Here is a 25,020-nt window from a genome sequence, read left to right as displayed (position 1 = left end):
TCTCCTATTCCGCCTTTTCAATATCTTTTTTCATCTCGTCAACATTGAACTTAGCAAACAAGTATTGACGATCTTGGACTGGAAAACGTTGGTCCAACTGGTCAACCGCTCCCACCTCGATAATCCCTTCCTTGATGACAAAGTCCATGACATGCCCACCGAAGGTCAAGTCATCTGAGATGAAGTGCAGATGGTAGCCTGCCACACTAACTCCATGGAAAATCTCTGGCGTCCAGAAACCAACGATGGTTCCCACCACATTGTCACGACGATATTCAGGTTGATGGGTTGCGACCTCAGCAAACTTGGTCTCTGGTGTCGACTTGGGAATCATACGCACATGCATATGTGAAAATTCCCCACGAATCTTGATAGAGCGGAAAAGATTTTCCCCGTCATAATAAGACTCAATCCGCTCTTCCAATTCCTTGTCTGTCATCTCAAAGCGCTGGCGGAAAATAACCTCTGCCTGATGCGGTACTACTGCTGCATAAGGAATAAGGGCATCTGGTGATACTTCCACAATTTCTGGCTGATCTCCTGATCCTTTGGCCTGATAAGCCTTGCCATCTAAGACAATCAATTCCCCATCAATAGAATCCAAGGTTCCCAAACCAAGGTCACCATGCTCTAGCAATTCTCCTACTGTCATGGTACCACCATAAAGGCCAGCCATCAAGGCTCCAAGGGTATTGTATTGAAATAATTTCACTGGTTCCTGCACGTTCTTATCCATTCACTTTCTTGTCTGTTATTCTATAAATCTTACTCCTAAGTATACCACATTTGCCCCTAGATGTGAACGAGAGAATCACACTAGACATTGCCAAGAAGGAAAAAAAAGGGTACAATGTAACAAAATCAAGGGAGGTCTGGAATGAAGAAACAAAGCAAGTACCAAGAGGTCGTAGCTTATCTGAAAAATAGTATCGAGTCTGGACGCTTTCCAACGGGTAGCCGCCTGCCTTCTATCCGTCAACTGAGCCTTGACTTTCACTGTAGCAAGGACACCATTCAGAGAGCCCTTCTGGAATTACGGCACGAACAATACCTCTATGCCAAGCCCCAGAGTGGCTACTATGTCCTAGAACAAGGGCAACACCAGGATCTAGAAATCGAAGTCACTGACGAACATGCCAGTGCCTATGACGATTTCCGACTCTGTGTCAATGAAACCTTGATTGGCCGGGAAAACTACCTCTTCAACTACTATGATAACCAAGAAGGATTAGAAGACTTAAGACAATCCATTCATAAACTCCTCTTTGACCAAGCTCTCTACTGCAAGGCTGACCAACTGGTACTGACTTCTGGAACCCAACAAGCCTTGTTTATTCTTTCTCAAATATCCTTTCCTAGCCAAGTCAAGGAAATCTTGGTGGAACAGCCGACCTACCATCGGATGAATCGCCTCTTGATTGCTCAGGGTCTGGACTATCAAACGATTGAACGAGGCATTGATGGGATTGACTTGGAAGAGCTAGAAGGCCACTTCAAGACTGGAAAGATTAAGTTTTTCTATACCATTCCTCGTTTTCACTATCCTCTGGGGCATTCCTATTCAGAGCAGGACAAACGAGCTATTCTTGACTTAGCTGCCAAGTATGGTGTCTATATCGTAGAGGACGACTATTTGGGGGATTTGGACTCTAAAAAGGGCCAGACCTTCCACTATCTGGATACAGAGGAGCGGGTCATTTACATCAAGTCCTTCTCAACCAGCCTCTTTCCAGCCTTGCGGATAACAGCACTCATCCTTCCAAATGCTATCAAGGAAGCCTTTGTGGTCTACAAAAATATCCTAGATTACGACAGCAACCTCATCATGCAAAAGGCCCTGTCACTCTATATTGACAGTCAATTATTTGAGAAAAATCGGCTAGCTCGCTTATCCAATCAGGAAGCTTACCAAAAACAAATCGAGGAAAGACTAGCTAAAACACCTTGTCCCCTTCCTCACTTTCCGCTTCATGATGGTTTATTGCTAGACCTGAGACAGTATCCTAAAATCGCTAGTCTCAAACACAGCCAACTGGGCTTGGATTTCTTTGAAGAGGCTTACTTGGGTGCCTGTCCTTACCAATTTGCCAAGGTGTCTTTAGACAATCTGGAAAAGGTTTTAAACTATTTAAAAGCAGAATTGGAATGACTTCCAACTCTGCTTTTTTCTTATTGTTCAACTTCTGTTAAGGTTGCTGCTTTTTCAAGATATTTTTTGTAGGTGCCGTCATCCTTGAGTTTTTGGATGACCTTGTCCACCACTTCTTTCAAATCAGCACTATTTTTTCTAAGGGCAACTGCATTAGCTTCGCCGTCCTTCATCTTCAAGCTGACAGTTGCGACAGCTAAGTCTGCATTTTTAGCAGCATAGCTAAGGGCAACAGGCTCATCCATGTGAACAGCATCTACTTTTCCAGCCTGTAATTCATTAACAGCTTCACCCATATTAGCTAGGGAAGTCAATTGAGCTTTTGGCAATTGTTCCTTGACCATCGATTCTGGAACAGTCCCTTTTTGGGCTGCAATATTAGCACTTTCAAGGCTAGTTAAATCCTTGTATTTTTCTACATCAGACTTACGAACCAAGAAACTAATCTTGTTTTCATAGTAAGGAATTGAAAAATCAAAGACTTCTTTTCTCTCGTCAGTAGCGCTAATTCCCGCAACCGCTAGGTCAGCCTTACCTGTTTGAAGACTGGTCAAGACATTGTCAAAACTCATGCTTGAGATTTCCAACTTCACTCCAAGTTCATCAGCGATAGCTTGGGCCATATCAATATCCGCACCAACTACCTGATTTTTCCCGTCAACCAAGGATTGGAATTCAAAGGGTGCATAGTCAGGACTAGTCGCCACAACTAATTTCCCCTTTTGCTTAATGGCCTCAACAGCTGACTGAGAACCATTAGAACCCGACTGGCAAGCCACTAAGAAGAAACTTGCAAGAAAGCTACATAAAACAAATATCCATTTTTTTGATTTCATAAATAAACAACCTCTCTGTTAATTTTTGTATAATTATAACGCTATCCAAGTTGCTTGTCAAGTGTTTTTTGAATTTTTATCTTAAAAATATTTTTTTCATTCAATAAAAGGAGCTATCAATTGATTTAAAGCTCCTTTTTATACAGAATGAAACTATTTTATAGTTCGACAATCTTACCTGTTTCAAAGTAAACAACCCATTCACAGATATTTTTGGCATAGTCTCCAATACGTTCCAAGAAGGCAATCACTTGGAAATAATCACGGCCTGTAACGATGGCATCTGGATTTTTCTTGATTTCTTCTGTAGCCAAATCACGAATGCTATCAAAGTAATGGTTGATTTTTTCGTCCATGGCTGCTACTTCATAGGCCTGGTCAACTGAACCATTGAGATAGAGTTCAAGGGCTGCTTCAACGAAGTTCTTGACATCACGCCCCATTCTCTTAATTTCTTCTTCAACAGCTGGGATGCGTTGCTCCCCCTTCATACGAATGGCTGCTCTTGCAATGGAAACGGCATGGTCCCCCATACGTTCCAAGTCAGATACGGCTTTTAAGACTGTTAAAACTGTACGCAAGTCTTGAGAAACTGGTTGTTGAAGGGCAATCATTTCAAATGATTTCTTCTCCAATTTCACTTCGTATTCGTTTACTTCTGCATCGTCTTCGATGACTTCTTTGGCCAAATCACGGTCATGCGTAACAAAGGCACGCACTGTACGATTGATTTGGGATAGCACTTCTTGTCCCATAGCATAGAACTGGTTGTGCAATTTCTCTAAATCTTCTTCAAATTGAGAACGTAACATCATTTATCTCCTTATCCAAATTTTCCTGAAATATAATCTTCTGTTTCCTTGTGTTGTGGGTTGAGGAACATCTTCTTGGTATCGTTAAACTCAATCAAATCTCCATCTAGGAAAAATCCTGTCTTGTCAGAGATACGAGAGGCTTGTTGCATGGAACGCGTAACCAAGAGCATGGTGTATTTATCTTTTAGACCATACAAGGTTTCCTCAATCTTCCCAGCAGATATAGGGTCCAAGGCTGAAGTCGGTTCATCCAAGAGAATGATTTTAGGACTGGTTGCCAAGACGCGGGCAACACAGACACGTTGCTGTTGTCCACCTGAAAGCCCGATAGCTGAATCATGCAGGCGATCCTTGACCTCATCCCAGATGGAAGCTCGTTGCAAGGCTTTTTCAACCGCCTCATCTAGAACCTGCTTGTCCTTAACTCCATTGATACGAAGCCCATAAACAACATTTTCGTAGATAGACATAGGGAAGGGGTTTGGTTGTTGGAAAACCATACCAATTTCCTTCCGCAATTCAACTGTATCTGTACGTGGGCTGTAAATGTTGTGGCCGTTGTAAACCACCGAACCAGTTGTGGTCACCTCTGGATTGAGATCCCCCATGCGGTTGATAGCCTTGAGGAGGGTTGATTTCCCTGATCCAGATGGACCAATCAAAGCTGTAATTTCCTTAGGTTGGAAAGAGAGGGAAACACTATTCAAGGCCTTTTTTTGATTGTAGTAAACGGACAGGTCTGAAACCTGTAAAATCGCTTCTGTCATACTGTTTCCTTTCTATCCAAAGTGTCCTGTTACGTAGTCATTGGTCGACTGTAATTTGGCATTTTGGAAAATATTAGACGTCTTATCGTACTCGATCAAGTCACCCAAGTAGAAAAATCCTGTGTAGTCACTAGCACGCGCAGCCTGCTGCATACTGTGGGTCACGATGATGATGGTAAAGTCCTTCTTCAATTCCAGCATGGTTTCTTCCAGCTGAGCTGTCGCAATCGGATCCAAAGCTGACGCTGGTTCATCCATCAAGAGGATATCTGGTTTAACAGAGATAGCACGAGCGATACAGAGGCGTTGCTGCTGACCACCTGATAGGGTCAAGGCTGACTTGTGCAAATCGTCTTTGACCTGATCCCAGAGGGCAGCCTGACGAAGAGAGGTTTCCACAATTTCATCCAAGACTTGCTTGTCCTTAACTCCTGCACGTTCATGGGCAAAAGTGATGTTACGGTAGATAGACTTGGCAAAGGGATTTGGTCGTTGGAAGACCATTCCAATGTGCTTACGCATCTCATAGACATTGATTTCTGGACGGTTGACATCAATCCCTTGATAGAGGATTTGACCTGTTACCTTGGCAATATCAATGGTATCATTCATCCGATTGAGACTGCGGAGGTAGGTTGATTTCCCTGAACCAGAAGGGCCAATTAAGGCAGTAATTTTATTTTTTTCAAATTGCATATCGATGCCCTTGATGGATTCTTTTTTACCGTAGTAAACATGTAAATCCTTAGTAGAGAGGGCCACTTTCTCTTCAGGAAAGGTGATGATATGCTTTTCATCCCAATTATATTTTGACATGGCTTCTCCTTTAGGCAGCGGTTAATTTCTTATGTAGGTAGCTTCCGAGTTTGCGAGCTCCAAAGTTAAAGATGAGGATAAAGATGAGGAGCACGGCCGCAGAACCTGCTGATACGATGGTTCCATCTGGAATAGTACCTTCACTATTGACTTTCCAGATGTGGACAGCCAAGGTTTCTGCTTGACGGAAGATAGAGATTGGGCTAGTCACACTGAGAATATTCCAGTTAGACCAGTCTAGGGCTGGAGCGGATTGTCCTGCTGTATAGATGAGAGCAGCCGCCTCACCAAAAATACGACCAGAAGCTAAGACAACCCCAGTCACAATACCTGGAAGGGCTTCTGGAATGACCACATGGACCACAGTCTCCCAACGAGAAATCCCAAGGGCCAGACCAGCCTCACGCTGCGTATGGTGAACGTGTTTCAAACTGTCCTCAACATTTCGAGTCATCTGAGGCAAGTTAAAAACTGTCAAAGCCAAGGCACCTGAAATGATTGAAAATCCATACTCAAACTGAACTACAAAGATCAAGTAACCAAAGAGACCGACAACCACTGATGGCAGTGAAGACAAGATTTCAATACAAGTTCTAACAAAGTTGGTCACAGGACCTTTTTTAGCATATTCAGCTAGGAAAATCCCAGCTCCCATAGACAAGGGCACAGAAATAATCAAGGTAATGACCAAAAGGAAGAAGGAATTATAGAGCTGAATTCCAATCCCTCCGCCCGCTTGGTAGGAAGATGATTTGCCAGTCAAGAAAGACCAAGAGACGTGAGGCAAACCACGAACCAAGATATAGAGAATCAAGGATGCCAAGATGGCAACGATAATTCCTGCAATCGAGTAGAGGACAGCTGTTGCAATTTTATCTAATTTCTTAGCGTGCATAGTTTTTCTTTCCTCTTTCTTTCGTAATCAATTTAATCACACTGTTAAAGGCCAAACTCATCAAGAGCAAGACTAAGGCCAAGGACCAGAGAACGTTATTGTCAACTGTTCCCATAACGGTATTTCCAATACCCATGGTCAACACAGAGGTCAAGGTCGCAGCAGGTGTTGTTAGTGAAGTTGGGACAACAGCTGAGTTTCCGACCACCATCTGAATGGCCAGAGCTTCACCAAAGGCACGCGCCATCCCAAAGACTACTGCTGTAAAAATCCCTGAACGCGCTGCCTTCAAGGTCACGCGCCAGATAGTTTGCCAACGAGTAGCCCCCATAGCCAAACTAGCTTCACGGTAGTGACGAGGCACCGCACGCAAGCTGTCCGTTGTCATAAAGGTTACCGTTGGTAAAATCATGACAAAGAGAACGAAAATCCCTGACAAGATCCCAAAACCAGTTCCACCAAAGACACTACGGACAAAAGGAACTACGACCTGCAAACCGATAAATCCATACACGACTGAAGGAATCCCGACCAACAATTCAATGGCTGGTTGCAAGATTCTAGCACCTTTTGGTGAGACCTCCGTCATAAAAACTGCCGCACCAATGGCAAAAGGAGTTGCGATAAGGGCTGATAGGATTGTGACAATAAAGGAACCCAAAATCATAGGAAGGGCACCAAATTGTTTACCTGAAGGATTCCATGTTTGGCCAAATAGGAAATCAAAGATATTAACCCCATTGACAAAGAAGGTCGACAAACCTTTTTGGGCTACGAAAATCAAAATCATGGCCACAATGATAACAATCAAAGACAGACAGGCAAAGGTCAAGCCTTTTCCTAATTTCTCTAGACGAGAGTTCTTTGAGGGAGAAAGTAATTTTTTAGCTAATTCTTCTTGATTCATTAGTGACTCCCTTCTAGTGCTGTCACCGTTCCTACAGCATCTTTTTCAACCTTCATTTCCTTAACAGAGATATAGCCCATCCCCTTAACGATTCCGCTTTGCGCTTCATCAGAGAGGACAAAGTTGAGGAATTCTGCCACCAATTCATTTGGTTGACCTAGGGTGTACATGTGTTCATAAGACCACAAAGGCCAGTTATTGCTTGTAACATTTTCTGCAATTGGCTCATAGCCATTCAACTTCATACGTTTAACTGAGTCATCCACATAGGCAAAGGCTAGGTAAGAAATGGCTCCTGGTGTCTGGGAAACAATGTTTTTGACCATCCCATTTGAATCCTGTTCTTGACTCTGCACGGCAGATTGACCATCCATGACAACACTATCAAAGGTTGCACGCGAACCAGAACTTGCCGCGCGGTTGATAATGGAAATGGCTAGGTCTTTCCCACCTACCTCTTTCCAGTTGGTTACTTGACCTGTGAAGATGCTACGGAGTTGTTCAGTTGTCAGATTTTCAACATCAACTTCCTTGTTCACAATAACTGCCAAGCCCGCTACGGCTACCTTATGGTCCACTAGAGCGGATGCGTTGATACCGTCTTTTTCCTCGGCAAATACATCTGAATTTCCTACATCAACGGCTCCAGATTGAACCTGAGACAGACCTGTACCAGATCCTCCACCTTGAACGTTGACTGTTTTTCCAACGTGCAGAGAGCCAAATTCATCTGCCGCTGCTTCGACCAAGGGCTGAAGAGCCGTTGAGCCAACAGCTGTCATGGATTCCCCACGATCAATCCAGCTAGCACATCCCGCCAAAGAACCTGCCAGCAAAAGAGCTGCAAGGGATAGAGCGAGTTTTTTCCTTTTTTTCACTGTTTTTCTCCTTGAAAATAATGGTGAATGCTGTGAATTTTTTTAACTATTTATTTATGTTTTTCTTTTTTAAAATTGGGAGCCAACCGAAGTTGCTAGCTTAGTTTTACTAGAAATTTGCTCAGTTGTCTTACCCACCAATTTTGACTTAAAATGAAAGACAATTTGAAAAAAATCCATACTTCCACTATAACATAGACAAGCTACTTTGACTAGCATTTTCACTTGAATCTGAGGCCTTTTGGAAAATAATTTTTCAAAACATTTCCAGTCACTTTAGCAAAGCCCAAGCCATTGCCTTGAACCAAAACTTGATACCAACCATTTGGCAGACTTTCCGATAGCTGAACGGTTTCTCCAGCCGCATACTTTACAAACTCCTCTTGGTCAATTTCAACTGATTGCTTTACCTGACTCGGTTTCAAGGCTAGACCAAGAGCAAAACTAGGCTCAAAGCGTTTCTTCTTAAAAGTACCCAGATGCAGGCCATTCCGAGCAATTTTAAGTTTCCCTAAATCTGGTAAAAGTTCTGGCAAGAGATAGAGTTGGTCCCCAAAAGTCTGCAAGATACCCGACAAATTAACTTTCAAGTGTTTTTGTGCAAATTCCTGCCACAAGGTAACTTGTTCACGGCTAAGATTGCTCTTGCTTGCCTTAAATTTAGGGGCTGGATTGTCACCTTTAAACTGTAGATGGGCTACAAACTGACCCTCTCCCTTAAAATGATGAGGGTACATACGAGCCGTTTCTGGCAGGTCAATTCCAGCTACCATTCCATTGATATGCTCTACTGGCAACAAATCAAAATTATACTCTTCCAGCAACCACTTGATAATCTCTTCGTTTTCCTCAGGTGCCCAGGTACAGGTTGAATAAACCAAGCGACCACCTTCAGCTAGCATGGTTACTGCATCTTCCAGAATTTCTCTTTGCAAGCTAGCACATTGACTCGGATAATCTAAGATCCAATAGTCCATAGCATCTGGCTGCTTACGAAACATCCCTTCACCAGAGCACGGGGCATCAAGAACGATTAGGTCAAAATAGCCCTTAAAAATCTTGGCCAAGCGGTCAGCAGATTCATTGGTCACCACAACATTTGTCGCTCCAAAGCGCTCCATGTTTTCTACTAAAATCTTAGCCCGTTTGCTTGAAATTTCATTGGAAACAAGGAGACCCTCCCCTGCTAGATAGGCTGCCAGCTGAGTTGATTTTCCACCCGGTGCAGCAGCCAAATCCAAAACTTTCATACCAGGACTGGGCTGGGCTACCTGAGCAACCAGCTGAGCAGCAGGTTCTTGCGAATAAACTAAACCAGTAGCATGCTCAGGCGATTTCCCTGATACCTTTCCATAATGTCCCCAAGGAGTTTGAGGAATGGCATCAGGAAAGGAAACTGGCGCTTCTTTTAAAGGATTGACCCGAAAGGCCGAAACCGCTTCCTCCTCAAAAGAGGCAAGAAAATCTCTTGCCTCATCTCCTAGTATCTCTTCATATTTTTCAACAAATCCTTCTGGAAATTGCATTTAAGTTCTTTTCCTTTCATAAATATAGGACTGAATTTCCTCCTGCATCTCAAGAGGTAACATCATGACCGGCTGTCTAGTTTGAAAATCAAGCGGTTGACCAGAAAGGGTCACAACCCGATAGCCCAGACTTTCCCCCAAAATACTTGCTGCAGCATAATCCCATGGTTGCAGATAAGTGATATAGGTCAACAAACGCCCTGACAAAATCTTGACAAAACTAATGGCCGCACTCCCATAGACACGAACACCGAGGACCGCTCGACTCAAATCAGCCAGTCCCCATTCATTGGTTTCCAGCATACCACTATTCCCTGCAATAAGGAAATCTCCAAGTGGTTTTACTTTAAAGGGAGCTAGGAGCTGGTCATTTCGACAGACTGGAAACTTACCACCACCGTGATAACAATCCCCTTTGACCACATCATAAATCAGCCCAAACTGTCCCTGACCATTTTCAAAATAAGCCATCATAACAGCAAAATCTTCCTGCTGGGCTACAAAATTATTGGTCCCATCAATGGGATCAATGACCCAAACCCTGCCCTCTTGAACCGAGGCTCGCAAACAGCCTTCTTCAGCGCAAATCTTATCCTCAGGATAGCGGGACAAAATCTCACTAACCAAGAGTTCCTGAACTTCCTTGTCCAGTCTGGTCACCAAATCTGTTGGAGAGGACTTGGTTTCAACACACAAATCTTCCTGCATGTGGCCAAGGATATACTGGCCTGCTTTCTTAATTAGCTCTTTAGCAAATTCAAACTTACTTTCCAAGAGAAATCTTTCCTTCCCCTTTTTCCTTAGCCGCCTGAACTGCTCGGTAAAGCGAATAGCCACTCACTGTTTCAAATTCTCGTCCCAAACGTTTCTCTTCGCTCTTGCTTGGTACGACCGCTTTGAATCCCTTATAGGAGTCCAGTAACTTTTGAGCCTCTACTTTGCCTTCATAGGCAGCTTCAACATCATTAAAAAAAGAAAGCACTGAAGCAAGTTCTTCAGTGCTCCACGACAAATCTAGTGGGTAACTATACTGTTTGTTCATTAACTAATACCAGCTCTCATTCTTGCTTCTTTTAGCTCTTGCTTACGGTAACTACGAGGGAGAAAAGCACGAATCTCATCTTCATTAAAACCGATCTGCATACGTTTAGCATCGATAATAATTGGACGACGCAAAAGACTAGGATACTGCTCAATCAAATGAAGCAATTCTGATACCGAAATACTTTCTACATCAATATCTAATTTTTGAAAAATTTTTGAACGAGTTGAAATGATGTCATCAGTACCATTTTCGGTCAAGGAAAGAATGTGTTGCAATTCCTTTCTTGTTAAGGGACTGGTCATAATATTATGCTCCTCAAAGGGCACCTTATGTTTTTCTAACCAGGCCTTTGCCTTACGACATGAAGTACAGCTCGGTGATAGGAATAGTGTAATCATGCTTTTCTCTTCTTATCTATACTTTGCTACTTCTATTATACAAAAAAATAAAGCGCTTGACTAGATATTTTTAGAAAAAAAGCCTATTTTTTCAAGAAAAATAGACTGTTTGCGGACGATTAACCCTTTTTGGATTTGATTAATTCATTCTTGACAATAGTTTCGAATCACATACCTAATTGATTTATGCAAAATAAGAATATCTTTCGTTTCACTTCCTACGACTTTTTAGATAAAGATAGCCAAAAAAGCTTTCATAGAGAGCAAAAAAGAGGAGGAAGGCATGAAGGAAGAAGGTCTCTGGCAAAATCAGTATAACAGGATCCTTGGCTGGGTCAAAAAGCCAGGTATCATCTCCCACAAAGAGAATTTGATGGAAAAGGATAAAGAATTGGTCAAAACCAATCAAAACTCCCCCAAGCCCAATCACCAAAGGCAAAACTACTAGAGTCAGAAGTTCCTTACTAAATAAAGATAAAAATCCCTTTTTCACAATCCCTTTGACAAAGAAATAGAAACTTGGCAGTGTCACTAGAGCTACTAGCTGAACAAAGTGGAAGAGGTCCTTGACCACCGCAAAGTGGTGCAGACCAGCTGCTGACGAACGAAAATCTGGCATCTCTAATACCTGACTAAAAGGATTGGTCAGGTAATTCATCAAAATATGAAAGTTGTACTGAATGGTTTCTGGTTTTAGATAAACCCGATTTGTTAAATTCAGCCACTCAATCTCCAAAGGATAAAAAATCCAAGCCAAATAAATGGTCAAAAGGATTGAGAGGGAGAGGAAAAAGAGCATAGAGCTCCAAAAAGTCAGTTTAGTTTTCATCAAAATTCCACTCCGCAAGGCTAGAAACCACATGAGTCGGTGCGATTGGTAGGTCTGCTACTTCTTCTGCCTTGGTAAAACCTGTTGTCACTAAGAGAGTTGGAATGCCATTGTCAATCCCAGCTCGGATATCAGTCAAGTAATTGTCCCCAACCATGATTAATTCTTCACGTTCCAAGCCTAAGTGCTCAACCGCCTTGTCCATAATGATGGCATTTGGTTTTCCAATATAAACAGGATTCACTCGTGTTGCTACTTCAAGCAGGGTAATCAGTGAACCAGCACCTGGCAAAAGACCGCGTTCTGTAGGAATGTTGAGGTCAGGATTGGTTCCGATAAAATGAGCCCCCTTTTGGATAGCAAGAGTTGCTGTCGCAAATTTTTCATAATCAACTTGCCAGTCCAGGCCTACTACTACATAGGCAGGATTTTCCTTGTTTTCCACATAACCAGCCGCCTTGATGGCTTCCTTGAGCCCTGCTTCTCCGATGACATAGACGGTCTTTTCAAGCCCCAAGTCGTTCATATAGTCGATGGTTGCCAAAGTCGCGGTGTAGACAGTCGACAGGGGCGTATCGATATTAAAATTCTGAGCCAACATCTCCTGAACACTCTCTGGAGTGCGGGTTGTATTGTTGGTTACAAAGAGATAGGGGATATCCCGCTTTTGCAATTCATGGACAAAAGCTTCTCCTGCTGGAATTCGATCTTTCCCCTTATAAATGGTTCCGTCTAAATCAATTAAATAGCCTTTATATTTCATATTTTTCTCTAATCCTTCTTCATTTCTTGCCAAGTGATGATAGCTTGGGCATTGGTAGCCCCGTCGCTTGTAATCTCATGTTTGCTTTCCAGTCCAGTCCGTTCAACAGCCGATGTAATCACTCCACCTGGTCGAACTTCCTTGACATACTTGAGGTTGATTTTCTTGGGAATATATTGGGTCAAAAAGTTCGCTCCCATGACCTCAAAAATCCAGTCCAAGTATTTACTGTTATTGACATGACCATTCATATCCAAATCGTAAAAACGGACATGGTAATCCTTGCTGATTGATTCGTTCAAGGACTCATACTTTGGACCGCGGATAAGCTTTTTATCAAAATCAGACTGGTAAGGAGCTACAATCTCAGGTTCGACAGCATGGACTTTTCGACTATCTCGGTCCATCAGAACAAAGGTCGCCATCATGTGAATGAGCTCCTGCCCCGCTTCATCATAAATGGTAAAGCGACGATAGCAAAAGAGTCGATTGTAGCTCAGTGCTTCCGTTTCAATAGTAATTTCTTCTGCAAAACGAGGCAAACGAACCACCTCAATATCATAGTCTGTGATAATCCAGACCAGATTATGCTCTTCCAAAATAGTCTTATCACTAACTCCCAGTTCAATCGACTGCATCCCTGAAACTTGCAGGGACAGTAAAATCACATCTGGGAGTTTGATATGACCGTTCATATCAGCCATATCAAAAGGAATTTTCATTTTCATTTGATAAGTTAAGCCCATCATCCTACTCCAAAATAAATCGTTCTGCTACGGTGTCTCCCAAAAAGAGACCTCTTTTTGTCATGCGCACTCGGTCACCCTCTATTTGCATGAGACCTTGTTGAACCAAATCTCTGACGATTTCTCCATAAAGTCCATCAAAAGACCGTCCAAATTTTTTTTCAAATCGCGCCATGGAGACCCCTGATTTCTTGCGAAGGCCCAGGAACATTTCTTCTTCCATTTGCTCTTTTTGACTCAGGTGTTCTTCTGTGATACGTGCATTGCCTTCTTTAACTGCACTGAGATAATGACGAATGGGACCATGATTTTTATAGCGCACGCCATTGACATAACCAGATGCCCCAGCACCGATGCCATAGTACTCAGCATTGTCCCAGTACATGAGATTGTGGCGACTTTCAAAACCAGGCTTGGAGAAATTGGAAATCTCATAATGCTCAAAACCAGATTTCTCCAGCTCCGCGATGATGTACTCAAACATCTCAGCCTCCAATTCCTCCTTAGGTAGAGGCAATTTTCCTCGTCGCATACGGTTCATAAAGACCGTATGATTTTCTAAAATCAAACTATACAAACTCATATGAGGAATATCCAGCCCAATAGCCTTAGCCACATTGTCCTTGACCTGCTCCATAGTCTGACCAGGCAGCGCATAAATCAAATCGATAGAGATATTATCAAAACCAGCCAGTTTCAGGCGGTCGATATTTTCATAAATATCCTTCTCCAAATGACTGCGCCCAATCTTTTTCAGCATCTTGTCATCAAAGGTCTGCACACCTAGTGAAACACGATTGACAGCCGAGTTCTTCAAAACAGCAATCTTATCCGCATCCAAATCGCCTGGATTAGCTTCAATGGTCAACTCTTCTAAGACAGACAGGTCCAAGTTTTTAGTCAAGCCCTTCAATAGTACCTCCAGTTGCGAAGCTGACAAAGCTGTCGGTGTGCCACCACCGATATAGAGGGTTCGCAACTTTTGAATATCATAAGATTGAAACTCTTCTAACAGATGTTCCAAATAACTATCTACCGGCTGATTCTTGATAAAAACTTTTGAAAAGTCACAATAATAACAAATCTGGGTACAAAACGGGATGTGCACATAGGCTGACGTTGGTTTTTTCTGCATAGTACTTATTATACCACAAAGACAGGCTAGGAGAAAAAAATCACCATCCCCAGATACATAGTCCGTCCAGAGATGGTGATGGTTTATTCTTCTGTTATGTCAATAACAATCTCTTCTGATTCATCAAGAGTTTCGGCCTTTTCTTGCCATTGCTCCTTGAGATTATTGAAGCGATCTTTTGATGCTTCTGTCGCTTGACGAGCACATGATTTGGCTTGGGCAAGGACACTGTCCACAGTGATTTCACCTGACTCAACCTGTTCTTTGGTTTTAAGAACAAAATCTGTAGCCTGCTCCTTGACTTCTGTCAGTTTTTCACAGACCTGCTCCTTGGCATACTCAGGATCTTCTCTCAAGTCATCCAGAAAATCTTGAGCCTGACTGCAAACTTGTTTACCCTTGTCACTTGTTAAAAACAAAGCAAGAGCTGCACCTGAAACGGTTCCTAAAAGGATTGAGGATAGTTTACCCATAAGAATTCTCCTTTTTTATTTTTTGAAAAATTTACTTGCTACACGAAGAGCTGACAAACTTGCACCAGTCTTAAGTGTTTTTGAACTAGCTGATGAAGCTTTCTTGCTCAAGACACGCGCATGGTCATTGAGGTCGGAAACAGATAGAGATAAATCTGCAACAGCACTAAAGAGTGGATCAATCGTTGCCACCTTGACATTAATATCATCTGCCAAGACATTGACCTTAGACAGCAATTCATTGGTATGATGCAAGGTCACATCCACATCTGAAGTTAAGATTTTAATCGTCTTCTCTGTTTCATCGATAACACGTCCAAGCTTTTGTACAGTAATAATTAGATACACTAAAAATACAATCAAAGCAAGGGCTACAAGAATATATGCAACTTCTAACATTTAATTTTCCTCCTCTGTAACATAGTAAGGGGCCTTCTTTCGATTTTGATAAAGAATGATAAAAATACCCAGTCCGATAAGGACAACTGATAGCCATTGAGACACTCGAAGTCCAAAGAACATGAGGCTATCTGTCCGCATACCTTCGATGACCATGCGACCGAAACCATACCAAATCAAGTAGAAAGCAGTAATATGACCTCGTCTGAGGCTCTTCCATTTTCGTCTAAAAATCAGAATCAAGGCAAATCCAAGTAGATTCCATAGAGATTCATAAAGGAAGGTCGGTTGACGGTAGCTCCCCTCAATATACATCTGGTCACGGATAAAACCAGGTAGATAATCCAGATTATCCACTGCTGCACCGTAGGCTTCTTGGTTAAAGAAATTGCCCCAGCGCCCCAGACTTTGGGCAATCATGACGCTAGGCGCCGCAATATCTAGAAAATCCCAAGTATTGATGAGTTTACGATCAGCAAAGATATAGAGTACAAGAGCACCAGTTATCAAACCACCGTAAATGGCCAAACCACCATTCCAAATGGCAAAAATTTCTCCCAAATTCTGACTATAGTAATCAAAACGGAAAATAACATAATAGAGACGAGCTCCTAAAATAGCCAATGGAAAGGCTATCAAGATAAAATCTAAAATATCATCTGGGATGATCTTCTTTCTAGGTGCTTCTTTCATGGTCAAATAAACCGCAAGAATCAAGCCTGTTACAATACACAAGGCATACCAACGAATGGCTAGAGGGCCTAGATGAATAGCAATTGGATCAAGCATTAGGCACCTCATTTTGAGCAATGAGATTTGTCAAGCGTTCTTCGAACAAACGTGTAGCATCAAAGCCCATTTCCTTAGCACGATAATTCATGGCAGCTGCCTCAATCACAACAGAGATATTACGACCTGTTTTCACTGGGATACGGATACGAGGAATAGCTACGCCAGAAATTTCAAGTTCCTCAGCATTGTTTCCAAGACGATCAAAAGTCTTATGTGTATCGTAATTTTCCAAGTAAACAGCCAACTGAACTTGTGAAGAATCTTTTACGGCACTCGCACCGTAGAGGCTCATGACATCGATAATCCCAACCCCACGAATTTCAATCAAGTGTTTCAAGATTTCAGCCGGTTCACCCCAAAGAGTAATCTCATCCTTGGCAAAGATATCAACACGGTCATCTGCTACCAAGCGGTGACCACGTTTGACAAGCTCTAGACCCGTCTCACTCTTACCGATGCCACTATCGCCTTGAATCAAGACACCCATACCATAGATATCCATCAAGACCCCGTGCACACTGGTCCGTTCTGCTAAACGTGAATCCAGATAACTAGATAACTCTCCAGATAAACGACTAGTTGCTGTACGACTGGTTAAAATGGCAATCTTACATTCTCTAGCTGCTTTTAACATTTCCTCTGGAACAACCAAACCACGGGCAACAATGACCGCAGGTGTCTCAGGTAGAAACATTTTTTTCAAGACTTGGTAACGGTTGTGAGAGGACATCGAAACGAGATAGGACCACTCCTTCATTCCCAAGAGTTGGATTCGCTCTGGCGTGTAGTAGTCAAAATAGCCTGTCATTTCAAGACCAGGTCGCGTAATGTCCGCAGTATTAATTTCCTTTTCAAGTAATTCTGGTTCGCCATAGACAATATCTAGTCTAAGCTTTTCAATCACTTCTTTTACTAAAACCGACATCATTTCCTCCTTCAAATGAGTTCTTCTCTCTATTATATCAAATTGTAGGAGGATATTTGAGATTTTTGCAGGCTTTGAAGTATTTATTTAAAAGAAAAAGACTAGATTTCTCTAGCCTTTCATTTCTAATTAGAATTTTTTACGTTTACGAGCTGCTTCTGATTTACGTTTACGTTTTACAGAAGGTTTTTCATAGAATTCACGTTTGCGTGTTTCTTGAAGAGTACCAGCTTTAGTAACCGCACGTTTGAAACGACGAAGTGCGTCGTCAAGAGATTCATTCTTACGTACTACTGTTTTAGACATTTTTTTCACTCCCTTCAAGTTCAAGATCTATTCTATTCTACACGTAAAAGGAATAATTGTCAAGAAAAAACTGCCATAAACTTATATTATCTTCAATTTTAATCTTGTTTAATCTTGTTAAAATTGATTAACATTTATAGATGGAAATGATATAATAGTGGCACATATTGATTAGCAAAAATTAGTATTATTTAGAAGTGAATCTATAACATGAAAAGAATCATAAAAATTTGCCCTGTGGTCAGTATTTTAGTTGTAATTTGTTTATTGCTAGGAATTCTTACTACCTTTTTGGGAAGTGTAATGTATGACTTATTTGCATTTCATTCAAAGCCAATTTATTGTTGGCAATACTTTAGTGGTACATTTATGCATGGAAGTAAAGAAGCACCAGTATGGTTTATATGGTTTCATCTAGTTTTAAATACTTTAATGTTACTTCCTTTTGGTGGGCTATTGGAGTATAAAAGGGGATCAAAATATGTATTTTTAGTTTTTATTACTTCTATGGTAATATCTTCAATTGTATTCCATATATTAACACAGAATCAAGAAATTCAGGCATCGGGTATCTCTGCTATTGGCTATGCTTTTGTAACGGGCGGGGTGATGAGTATGTTTAGTATATGGAAAAATTTCAATTTAGGATTAAAACTATTTTATATCCTTTTAATCGTTCTATCTCTAACCATGCTTCTACCAAATATAGCAGGCTGGATTTCAACCTTTCTTCACATGTCAGGAATTGCCAGTTATATCATGATTTCCAGCATCAAAAACTCTTGTGTTTGTGGTGAATAACAAGTATAACACAGAGGTGTTTTCTTATGCCTATAACTAGATTTCATTTGACAACAGTTTCCCTTGAAGATGTGATGTTCGGTCAGCTAAACCAAGGCTAGACTTAGCCTTGGCTAGCGAGCCTAATATCTTCAAGCCTATTATCAAATGAAATCAAGAGCTAACTATAAACTAGTTAAACCATTATATTTTTAGGAAGACTGGATGGCTAACTTCATTATAGAACTTTCATTTTTATATGAAATATCGACAACTGTTACGGGGATTTACAGAAAAATTTCTTTTAGCAGGATAGTGAACATTTGAAGTAAAAAACCACTCACTCCAAAGTGAACTGCACCCCAAAAGTTAGACAGAAAAAATCTAACTTTTGGGGTGTTTTATTATGAAATTAACTTATGAAGATAAAGTTCAAATATATGAATTGAGAAAGCAAGGTCAAAGCTTCAATCAACTTTCAAAAAGATTTGGTGTGGATGTTTCTGGTCTAAAGTACATGGTGAAATTAATTGAACGTCACGGAATAGAAATCGTCAAAAAGGGGAAGAATCGTTACTATTCCCCTGAATTAAAGCAAGAAATGATTGATAAAGTCCTACTTGAAAGTCGTTCACGAATAAGTGTGGCTTTAGATTATGATCTACCCAATCCTTCGCTGTTGAAAAATTGGATAGCACAATACAAGAAAAACGGGTATACTATTGTTGAGAAAACAAGAGGGAGAGTACCTAAAATGGGACGTAAACGTAAGAAAACTTGGGAAGAAATGACAGAACTAGAGCGACTCCAAGAGGAGAATGAACGCTTACGTACCGAGGTGGCTTACCTAAAAAAGTTAAAAGAGCTAGAAGACAGGGACGAAGCCTTAGAGCGAGAAAGGCAGAGACAATTAGAGAAATGGCTTCAGGAGGATTTCGACTAGATTTACTTCTTGAAACAGCTCATTTAGCTCGCTCGACTTATTACTACCAGTTGAAGCAACTGGAGGGACTTGACAAAGATAAAGAGTTTAAAGACGAAATTCAGTGCCTTTATAATGAACATAAAGGCAATTATGGTTATCGACGAATGACTCTTGAACTAAAGAATCGAGGTTATTCGGTTAATCATAAGAAGGTCCAACGTCTGATGAAGGTCCTTGGTTTAAGCGCTCGAATTCGTCGGAAACGAAAGTATTCTTCTTACCAAGGAGAGATTGGCAAGAAAGCGGACAATCTTATTCAACGTCAATTTGAAGCAACCAAACCAATGGAAAAGTGCTATACGGATGTAACAGAGTTTGCCATTCCAAATAGCACGCAGAAATTGTATTTATCGCCTGTTTTAGATGGCTTTAACAGCGAAATTATTGCTTTTAATCTTTCTTGTTCTCCTAATTTAGAACAAGTAAAAACGATGTTGGAACAGGCCTTCACAGAGAAACACTACGAGAATACGATTCTCCATAGTGACCAAGGTTGGCAATACCAACACGATTCTTATCATCGGTTCCTAGAGAGTAAGGGAATTCAAGCATCTATGTCACGTAAGGGAAATAGTCCAGATAACGGCATGATGGAATCCTTCTTTGGTATTCTTAAGTCTGAGATGTTTTATGGTTATGAGAAGTCGTTTAAATCACTTGAGCAATTGGAACAAGCCATTGTAGACTATATTGATTACTACAATAATAAACGAATTAAGGTAAAACTAAAAGGACTCAGTCCTGTGCAATACAGAACTAAATCCTTCGCATAAATTAATTGTCTAACTTTTTGGGGTCAGTACAAAGAGCAAGTGGTTTTTATACTTTTTATTTTTCAAGTAGGCTGAGCGCTTCAGCATCTGCGATAATCGTCACATCAGGGTGATTTTGGAGGCTACTTGCTGGTAAGTTCTCAGTCACTGGACCAGACACGGTTCCGGCAATGGCTTCTGCTTTCGACTCACCGTAAGCAAAGAGAATAATTGACTTGGCATCCAAAATGTTTTTAATCCCCATTGAGATGGCTTGTGTTGGAACATCTTCAATCTTGTCAAAGAAACGTGCGTTTGCTTCGATAGTAGACTTGTCAAGTTCTACAAGGTGAGTTTGACTGTCAAATGGAGTACCGGGTTCATTAAATCCGATATGTCCATTGCGACCGATTCCCAAGATTTGGAGGTCAACTGGATGGTCAGCCAAAATTTGGTTGTAGCGTTCAACTTCAGCTTCAGCATTGTCCTTAACCCCACGAGGCAAGAAACTTTCTTTAAATGGTTTTTGGTTAAACAAGTTTTCTTGCATGAAGTAACGATAAGACTGTGGGTTGTCTCCATCAAGCCCTACATACTCATCAAGGTTGACACTGGTAAGATTTGAAAAATCAAGGTCACTCTCAACAATTTCCTTGTAAAATTCAAGTGGGCTACTTCCTGTCGCAAGTCCTAGGGTTTGAGCTCCATTTGCCAATTTTTCCTTCAAAATCTCAAAAGCAACTTTTCCACCTTCGATTTGGTTTTCAACTTTAATAACTTTCATCTTTTTATCCTCCGTTTCAATCTATATTTATTATATGGTATAGACCAATTTTTGTCAAGTGAAAACGATTTAATTTTCAAAAAAAGAGCGTCCAAACTTGAAACATGTTATAATGGATAAGATTAGAACTTAGAAAGAATGAACAGATATATGAATACAGCTGATTTTGATTTCCACTTGCCTGAGGAATTGATTGCCCAAACGCCTCTTGAAAAACGGGACGCCTCTAAACTCCTCATCGTCAACCGTGAGACTGGAGAATTGCAGGATAAACACTTCCACTCCATTATTGATATGCTGGAACCTGGCGATGCCCTTGTCATGAACGACACCCGAGTTCTCCCCGCCCGCCTCTATGGTCAAAAGGAAGAAACTGGAGGTCATGTGGAACTTCTCCTGCTCAAAAATACTGCTGGAGATGAGTGGGAAGTTCTGGCTAAACCTGCCAAACGCCTCAAGGTCGGTACTCGTGTCAGCTTTGGTGATGGCCGTCTCAGCGCTGTTGTTACGGAAGAATTGACTCACGGGGGCCGCATTGTCCGCTTTGAGTACCAAGGAATTTTCCTAGAAGTTTTGGAAAGTCTAGGAGAAATGCCTCTGCCACCTTATATCCACGAAAAATTGGATGACCGTGAACGCTATCAAACCGTCTACGCCAAGGAAAGTGGCTCTGCTGCAGCACCTACTGCAGGTCTTCACTTCACCAAAGAACTGCTAGCAGAAATCCAAGCTAAGGGTGTTCATCTAGTCTATCTGACTCTTCATGTCGGACTCGGAACCTTTAGACCCGTTTCAGTTGACAATCTGGACGAACACGAAATGCACTCAGAATTCTACCAACTTTCTGAGGAAGCTGCTGCCACCCTTCGATCTGTTAAGGAAAATGGTGGCCGTGTCATCGCTGTTGGAACCACTTCCATCCGCACCTTGGAGACTATTGGTTCCAAGTTTAATGGGCAAATCCAAGCAGATTCTGGCTGGACCAATATCTTTATCAAACCTGGCTATGAATGGAAGGTTGTCGATGCCTTCTCAACCAACTTCCACCTGCCAAAATCAACTCTGGTCATGTTGGTTTCTGCCTTTGCAGGTCGCGAATTAGTCTTAGATGCCTACCACCATGCTATCCAAGAACACTACCGCTTCTTTAGTTTTGGCGATGCCATGTTTATCTACTAATTTTCACAATCAAAAAGCGCATATTATCAAGGTTTTATAAACCTTGATAATATGCGCTTTGCTATGGATAAAAATTGAGTTAATTTATTCTCAAGCTTGGATCTTTCAAGCTCTGAACACTGGCATTGATCACCGCGCCGACAATTAAAATCTTAGCGATGAGAATAAACCAGAACATCATGACCACCACCACGACGGAACTGAAAAAACGGACGTCCACTAGGCGATTGACATAATTGTTAATATAGACTGAAAAGATATTGAGCAGTAAGACCAGAGTCAGCATGACAAAGGCACTACCTGGTAATACAGAGCGAATTCGTCGGACCTTAACATTAGGCAGGAAATAGTAAAGCATGACCAAGATTGCAAAAATCAAGGCATAGACCAAGGGGCCTGTTAGGTCTTGCAGATAATCAAAGATAGGACTATCCGATTTCCAATAGCTTTTGACAAGGTTGAGGAGCATACGGCCAAAGACACTCAAAAACAGAGCTAAAGCAAAGAGAATCTGCAAACCAAAACTGACAAACAAACTCATAAGCTGATGGGAAATCATTCCACGATTTTTAGCTACTCCGTAAGCTTTATTAAAGGCTTTCTGTAGAAAATTCATGGATTTTGAAAAGGTCCAAAGGGCTGATAAAACCGCAAAACTCAATAAGCCCGTTGACGGTTGGGTGAGCACTTCTGTAATAATCTTTGCAACCACATCATACATGGTATCCGGCAAAAATTCATTGACAACCTTTAAAAAATTGGAAACTGGAATCTGAAAATAAGGGAGGATATTGACCACCACCAAAAGCAGGGGGAAAATCGAAATCAACCAATAGTAGGCTACTGCGACACTAGTCAACTCACTATCTGATGCTTGATAATAATTCAAAAAAGCTTTTAATAAAGGCTTATCTATCAGCTCTTTCCACCACTTCTTCATGTCACACTCCTTCACTTACAATCTTATACTCAATGAAAATCAAAGAGCAAACTAGAAAGCTAGCCGCAGGTTGCTCAAAGCACTGCTTTGAGGTTGCAGATAAAGCTGACGTAGTTTGAAGAGATTTTCGAAGAGCATTAACTAATTTCTTCTTACCAATTCCACCATATCATACGGGAGGGTATTGGCAGCTTCCTTCAGAGAATAGTTCTCTAAGTTATTTACATTTTGTCGTAACTTCTTGGCATACTTGGTCGTAATCAATCGTTTTTCTTCGTATTCGAAAATCAACTTGCGCTCCAGATAATAGCCTCTCAGCATTTCATCGATATTGTTGGGCTTGACGCGATTGATAACCCGTTCGACAAAGGCACCACTGGTAATAATAGCTGTTTCTCGGAGACGAGAATCCTGCATGAAGCTGATTAAAGAACTCTTATAAACCCCTTTAAGGTTCTCCAGACTTTCGATAATCATCTCTGTATTTTCTAGATAGAGCTCTGCAATTTGGTCATAGTCAAGGGCTCTGAGTTTCTGTGATTCTTCATTTTTCCAACTGCGAAAAGCCTTGCCAAGAGTAAAGACTTCGTGAAGGAGAAAACGTAAAATCCGCAAGGAAACAAGGAAATAATAGGTCAATCGTGAAGCAAACTTGCGATTGATACTTTGTTCCATGTTTTTCAGATAACGTTGGTAAACTCGATAGGCACGCTCACTCATCTTGTCCTCTTCGTAGGCCTGTTCCAAACCATCACTTTCAATACTGAGGATAAGAAGTTTTAAGGCCTCCCAGTCTTCTTGAACTCCCTTATTTTCTTGATTCAGGATGAGATTTTCAATACGTCCATGATAATTGTCAATGGCTGCATAGAGAGGGAGCTTATTCTTATGAGTTTCAAGTTCTTTTTCTAACTCCGAAGTAACCTCATTCAAAATAGCGATATGCATGAGATAATCCTTACTTTCTTCCTGTTCATCAGAAAGATGAGGCAAGACCACGAGGCCTGTTAAAAAGCTTACAAGCGTCACACCTGCGACGAGGAAAAGCAAGAGAGGATACTCCTGCTCTAGATTACTTGGTATCAGAAGAATCGTAGCAATCGACACGGTTCCCTTAACACCTGAGAAGGTCAAGAGAAGCATATCCTTCATATACTTATTTAACTTTTTCTTGAGGCGTCGGGTCCTATAAGCATAATAGCCATAGATCATGACAAAACGAATGGCAAAGAGGACAAAGGTAAGAACGACAAGAGACACCAGCAAGAGTAAGGGATTATAGATTGGATTGGTCAAGATAGGTTCTGCTATCATTTCCAGCTCCATCCCTAAAATCACAAAGACAGAACCGTTCAGCATAAAGTTCACTGTATGCCATACCGTCTCGGTCACCGTATCCACTTGGGCTTCGAGGAGCGTAATTTTCTTAAAACGGCTTGCCTTTAAAATCCCAGCAACTACGACGGCAATAATCCCTGAAACATGGACTTCTTCTGCCAAGAAGAAGGTTACCAAGGGCAAACTCAATTCTAATAAAAGTTCGCTGGCAATATCCGTTGCTCTCACACTAAGTAAGAAACTATGGAGGAAACGGTTGGTCATGGCTGTTAAAAATCCAATCAAAAAACCGCCTAGGATTGAAAAGATGAGCGAACTACTCGCTTGCCCAAGGGAAAAGGCTCCAGTTGTCCAAGCTGTCAAAGCTACCTGGAAGGCAACCAAGCCAGAAGCATCATTCAAGAGTCCTTCACCCTTAAGAATATTGGACACGCGCTTAGGAAAGCTAAAACGCTCCGAAAGAGAGGCAAAAGCCACCAAGTCCGTCGGACCAAGGGCCGCCCCAACAGCCAAGCAAGCCGCCAAGGGAAGACTGAGCCAAAGAAGATGGGCCAAACCACCCAAACTCAAGGTCGAGATAAAAATCACTGGAAATATGAGATAAACAATGATTCGCCAGTGTTTTAAAATAGCCGTAATATCTGCTTCCTCCGACTCTCGGAAAAGCAAGGGCCCGATAACCAGGGCCAAAAACAACTCCGTATTGAGGTGAAAGTCAGTATTGGATAAAAAGAGACCAATTACAATTCCCAAAAGAATTTGCACCAAAGGGAGAGGCAAAAAGGGAAGGAGTTTATTGGTTGTACTTGAGACAATTAAAACCAGTAAAAATAGGATTAGGTAAATCAGTAATTCCACGCAC

The 25,020-nt window shown here is 41.5% G+C and carries 28 protein-coding genes; 4 read left to right on the top strand and 24 right to left on the bottom strand.

Annotated features, from left to right (window positions below; translation table 11 throughout):
* Nucleotides 1–4: 4 nt before the first annotated feature.
* The gene (gene budA, locus D8849_RS05745; RefSeq protein ID WP_125386476.1) at nt 5–736 is read right to left on the bottom strand and encodes an acetolactate decarboxylase; all 732 of its coding nucleotides are present in this window, start codon (nt 734–736) and stop codon (nt 5–7) included.
* A gap of 141 nt (nt 737–877) precedes the next feature.
* Between budA and D8849_RS05740 the strand changes: the two genes are divergently transcribed.
* Nucleotides 878–2,149, top strand: coding sequence for an aminotransferase-like domain-containing protein (locus tag D8849_RS05740; RefSeq protein ID WP_125386475.1), 1,272 nt, complete (start codon nt 878–880; stop codon nt 2,147–2,149).
* A gap of 20 nt (nt 2,150–2,169) precedes the next feature.
* On the opposite strand, the gene D8849_RS05735 is transcribed toward D8849_RS05740, so the two are convergent.
* From D8849_RS05735 to rpsU, 20 genes are all read right to left on the bottom strand, one after another.
* Nucleotides 2,170–2,985 (bottom strand): ABC transporter substrate-binding protein, encoded by an 816-nt coding sequence (locus D8849_RS05735; protein ID WP_125386474.1) that lies wholly within the window; start codon nt 2,983–2,985, stop codon nt 2,170–2,172.
* A 158-nt stretch (nt 2,986–3,143) separates the two neighbouring features.
* Entirely contained in the window at nt 3,144–3,797 is a 654-nt protein-coding gene (gene phoU, locus D8849_RS05730) for a phosphate signaling complex protein PhoU (protein ID WP_000946460.1), read from the bottom strand.
* Between the two features lie 11 nt (nt 3,798–3,808).
* Nucleotides 3,809–4,567: a phosphate ABC transporter ATP-binding protein PstB gene (gene pstB / locus D8849_RS05725; RefSeq protein WP_000133484.1), complete on the bottom strand. Its 759-nt coding sequence runs from the start codon at nt 4,565–4,567 to the stop codon at nt 3,809–3,811.
* A 12-nt stretch (nt 4,568–4,579) separates the two neighbouring features.
* Complete coding sequence (gene pstB / locus D8849_RS05720; RefSeq protein ID WP_020900241.1) at nt 4,580–5,383, bottom strand: phosphate ABC transporter ATP-binding protein PstB; 804 nt, start codon at nt 5,381–5,383, stop codon at nt 4,580–4,582.
* Between the two features lie 10 nt (nt 5,384–5,393).
* On the bottom strand, nt 5,394–6,278 hold the full coding sequence (gene pstA, locus D8849_RS05715) for a phosphate ABC transporter permease PstA (protein ID WP_125386473.1): 885 nt from the start codon (nt 6,276–6,278) through the stop codon (nt 5,394–5,396).
* Nucleotides 6,268–7,185: a phosphate ABC transporter permease subunit PstC gene (gene pstC / locus D8849_RS05710; RefSeq protein ID WP_001070903.1), complete on the bottom strand. Its 918-nt coding sequence runs from the start codon at nt 7,183–7,185 to the stop codon at nt 6,268–6,270. The genes pstA and pstC overlap by 11 nt, the downstream gene beginning before the upstream one ends.
* Nucleotides 7,185–8,063 carry a phosphate ABC transporter substrate-binding protein PstS family protein gene (locus D8849_RS05705; protein WP_125386472.1) on the bottom strand — a complete coding sequence of 293 codons (879 nt, stop codon included), beginning with the start codon at nt 8,061–8,063 and terminating at the stop codon, nt 7,185–7,187. The genes pstC and D8849_RS05705 overlap by 1 nt, the downstream gene beginning before the upstream one ends.
* A 221-nt stretch (nt 8,064–8,284) precedes the next feature.
* Nucleotides 8,285–9,589 (bottom strand): RsmF rRNA methyltransferase first C-terminal domain-containing protein, encoded by a 1,305-nt coding sequence (locus D8849_RS05700; protein ID WP_125386471.1) that lies wholly within the window; start codon nt 9,587–9,589, stop codon nt 8,285–8,287.
* Nucleotides 9,590–10,363, bottom strand: a complete 774-nt coding sequence (locus D8849_RS05695; RefSeq protein WP_125386470.1) for an inositol monophosphatase family protein — start codon at nt 10,361–10,363, stop codon at nt 9,590–9,592.
* A complete protein-coding gene (locus D8849_RS05690) occupies nt 10,353–10,631 on the bottom strand; it encodes a UPF0223 family protein (RefSeq protein WP_023946312.1) in 279 nt (92 codons plus the stop codon). The genes D8849_RS05695 and D8849_RS05690 overlap by 11 nt, the downstream gene beginning before the upstream one ends.
* Nucleotides 10,631–11,032: a Spx/MgsR family RNA polymerase-binding regulatory protein gene (locus D8849_RS05685; RefSeq protein ID WP_000631254.1), complete on the bottom strand. Its 402-nt coding sequence runs from the start codon at nt 11,030–11,032 to the stop codon at nt 10,631–10,633. The genes D8849_RS05690 and D8849_RS05685 overlap by 1 nt, the downstream gene beginning before the upstream one ends.
* A 211-nt stretch (nt 11,033–11,243) precedes the next feature.
* The gene (locus D8849_RS05680; protein WP_125386469.1) at nt 11,244–11,861 is read right to left on the bottom strand and encodes a TIGR01906 family membrane protein; all 618 of its coding nucleotides are present in this window, start codon (nt 11,859–11,861) and stop codon (nt 11,244–11,246) included.
* Nucleotides 11,851–12,624, bottom strand: a complete 774-nt coding sequence (locus D8849_RS05675) for a TIGR01457 family HAD-type hydrolase (protein WP_125386468.1) — start codon at nt 12,622–12,624, stop codon at nt 11,851–11,853. The genes D8849_RS05680 and D8849_RS05675 overlap by 11 nt, the downstream gene beginning before the upstream one ends.
* 8 nt (nt 12,625–12,632) lie before the next feature.
* Nucleotides 12,633–13,370 (bottom strand): acyl-[acyl-carrier-protein] thioesterase, encoded by a 738-nt coding sequence (locus D8849_RS05670; RefSeq protein WP_125386467.1) that lies wholly within the window; start codon nt 13,368–13,370, stop codon nt 12,633–12,635.
* A gap of 4 nt (nt 13,371–13,374) precedes the next feature.
* Nucleotides 13,375–14,505: a radical SAM family heme chaperone HemW gene (gene hemW, locus D8849_RS05665; protein ID WP_125386466.1), complete on the bottom strand. Its 1,131-nt coding sequence runs from the start codon at nt 14,503–14,505 to the stop codon at nt 13,375–13,377.
* Nucleotides 14,506–14,588: 83 nt separating this feature from the next.
* Nucleotides 14,589–14,978, bottom strand: a complete 390-nt coding sequence (locus D8849_RS05660; protein WP_000517381.1) for a YtxH domain-containing protein — start codon at nt 14,976–14,978, stop codon at nt 14,589–14,591.
* Between the two features lie 15 nt (nt 14,979–14,993).
* Complete coding sequence (locus D8849_RS05655; protein WP_125386465.1) at nt 14,994–15,377, bottom strand: DUF948 domain-containing protein; 384 nt, start codon at nt 15,375–15,377, stop codon at nt 14,994–14,996.
* Nucleotides 15,378–16,166 carry a prolipoprotein diacylglyceryl transferase gene (gene lgt / locus D8849_RS05650; protein ID WP_070482019.1) on the bottom strand — a complete coding sequence of 263 codons (789 nt, stop codon included), beginning with the start codon at nt 16,164–16,166 and terminating at the stop codon, nt 15,378–15,380.
* Complete coding sequence (gene hprK, locus D8849_RS05645) at nt 16,159–17,094, bottom strand: HPr(Ser) kinase/phosphatase (protein WP_070482020.1); 936 nt, start codon at nt 17,092–17,094, stop codon at nt 16,159–16,161. The genes lgt and hprK overlap by 8 nt, the downstream gene beginning before the upstream one ends.
* A gap of 129 nt (nt 17,095–17,223) precedes the next feature.
* A complete protein-coding gene (gene rpsU, locus D8849_RS05640; RefSeq protein ID WP_000048054.1) occupies nt 17,224–17,400 on the bottom strand; it encodes a 30S ribosomal protein S21 in 177 nt (58 codons plus the stop codon).
* A 210-nt stretch (nt 17,401–17,610) separates the two neighbouring features.
* On the opposite strand from rpsU, the gene D8849_RS05635 reads away from it, so the two are divergent.
* Together D8849_RS05635 and D8849_RS05630 are read left to right on the top strand one after the other, a co-directional pair.
* Nucleotides 17,611–18,201: a rhomboid family intramembrane serine protease gene (locus tag D8849_RS05635; RefSeq protein ID WP_125386464.1), complete on the top strand. Its 591-nt coding sequence runs from the start codon at nt 17,611–17,613 to the stop codon at nt 18,199–18,201.
* Nucleotides 18,202–18,586: 385 nt separating this feature from the next.
* A protein-coding gene (locus D8849_RS05630; protein ID WP_125386565.1) for an IS3 family transposase occupies nt 18,587–19,938 on the top strand; the annotation gives its coding sequence in 2 pieces (ribosomal slippage) (nt 18,587–19,037 and nt 19,037–19,938; 1,353 coding nt in all).
* A gap of 55 nt (nt 19,939–19,993) precedes the next feature.
* Here D8849_RS05630 and D8849_RS05625 read toward each other — a convergent pair.
* Nucleotides 19,994–20,701 carry a glucosamine-6-phosphate deaminase gene (locus tag D8849_RS05625; protein WP_125386463.1) on the bottom strand — a complete coding sequence of 236 codons (708 nt, stop codon included), beginning with the start codon at nt 20,699–20,701 and terminating at the stop codon, nt 19,994–19,996.
* A gap of 150 nt (nt 20,702–20,851) precedes the next feature.
* Here D8849_RS05625 and queA point away from each other — a divergent pair, with 150 nt between their 5' ends.
* A complete protein-coding gene (queA, locus tag D8849_RS05620; RefSeq protein WP_125386564.1) occupies nt 20,852–21,880 on the top strand; it encodes a tRNA preQ1(34) S-adenosylmethionine ribosyltransferase-isomerase QueA in 1,029 nt (342 codons plus the stop codon).
* A 79-nt stretch (nt 21,881–21,959) separates the two neighbouring features.
* On the opposite strand, the gene D8849_RS05615 is transcribed toward queA, so the two are convergent.
* Together D8849_RS05615 and D8849_RS05610 are read right to left on the bottom strand one after the other, a co-directional pair.
* Nucleotides 21,960–22,820, bottom strand: a complete 861-nt coding sequence (locus D8849_RS05615) for a YihY/virulence factor BrkB family protein (protein ID WP_125386462.1) — start codon at nt 22,818–22,820, stop codon at nt 21,960–21,962.
* Nucleotides 22,821–22,961: 141 nt separating this feature from the next.
* Nucleotides 22,962–25,016, bottom strand: coding sequence for a cation:proton antiporter (locus tag D8849_RS05610; protein WP_125386461.1), 2,055 nt, complete (start codon nt 25,014–25,016; stop codon nt 22,962–22,964).
* Nucleotides 25,017–25,020: the final 4 nt, after the last annotated feature.

It is taken from the genome of Streptococcus mitis, from assembly GCF_003942765.1.
GTDB classification, from domain to species: Bacteria; Bacillota; Bacilli; order Lactobacillales; family Streptococcaceae; genus Streptococcus; species Streptococcus mitis_BE.
This window is presented reverse-complemented; position numbering and strand designations above follow the sequence as displayed.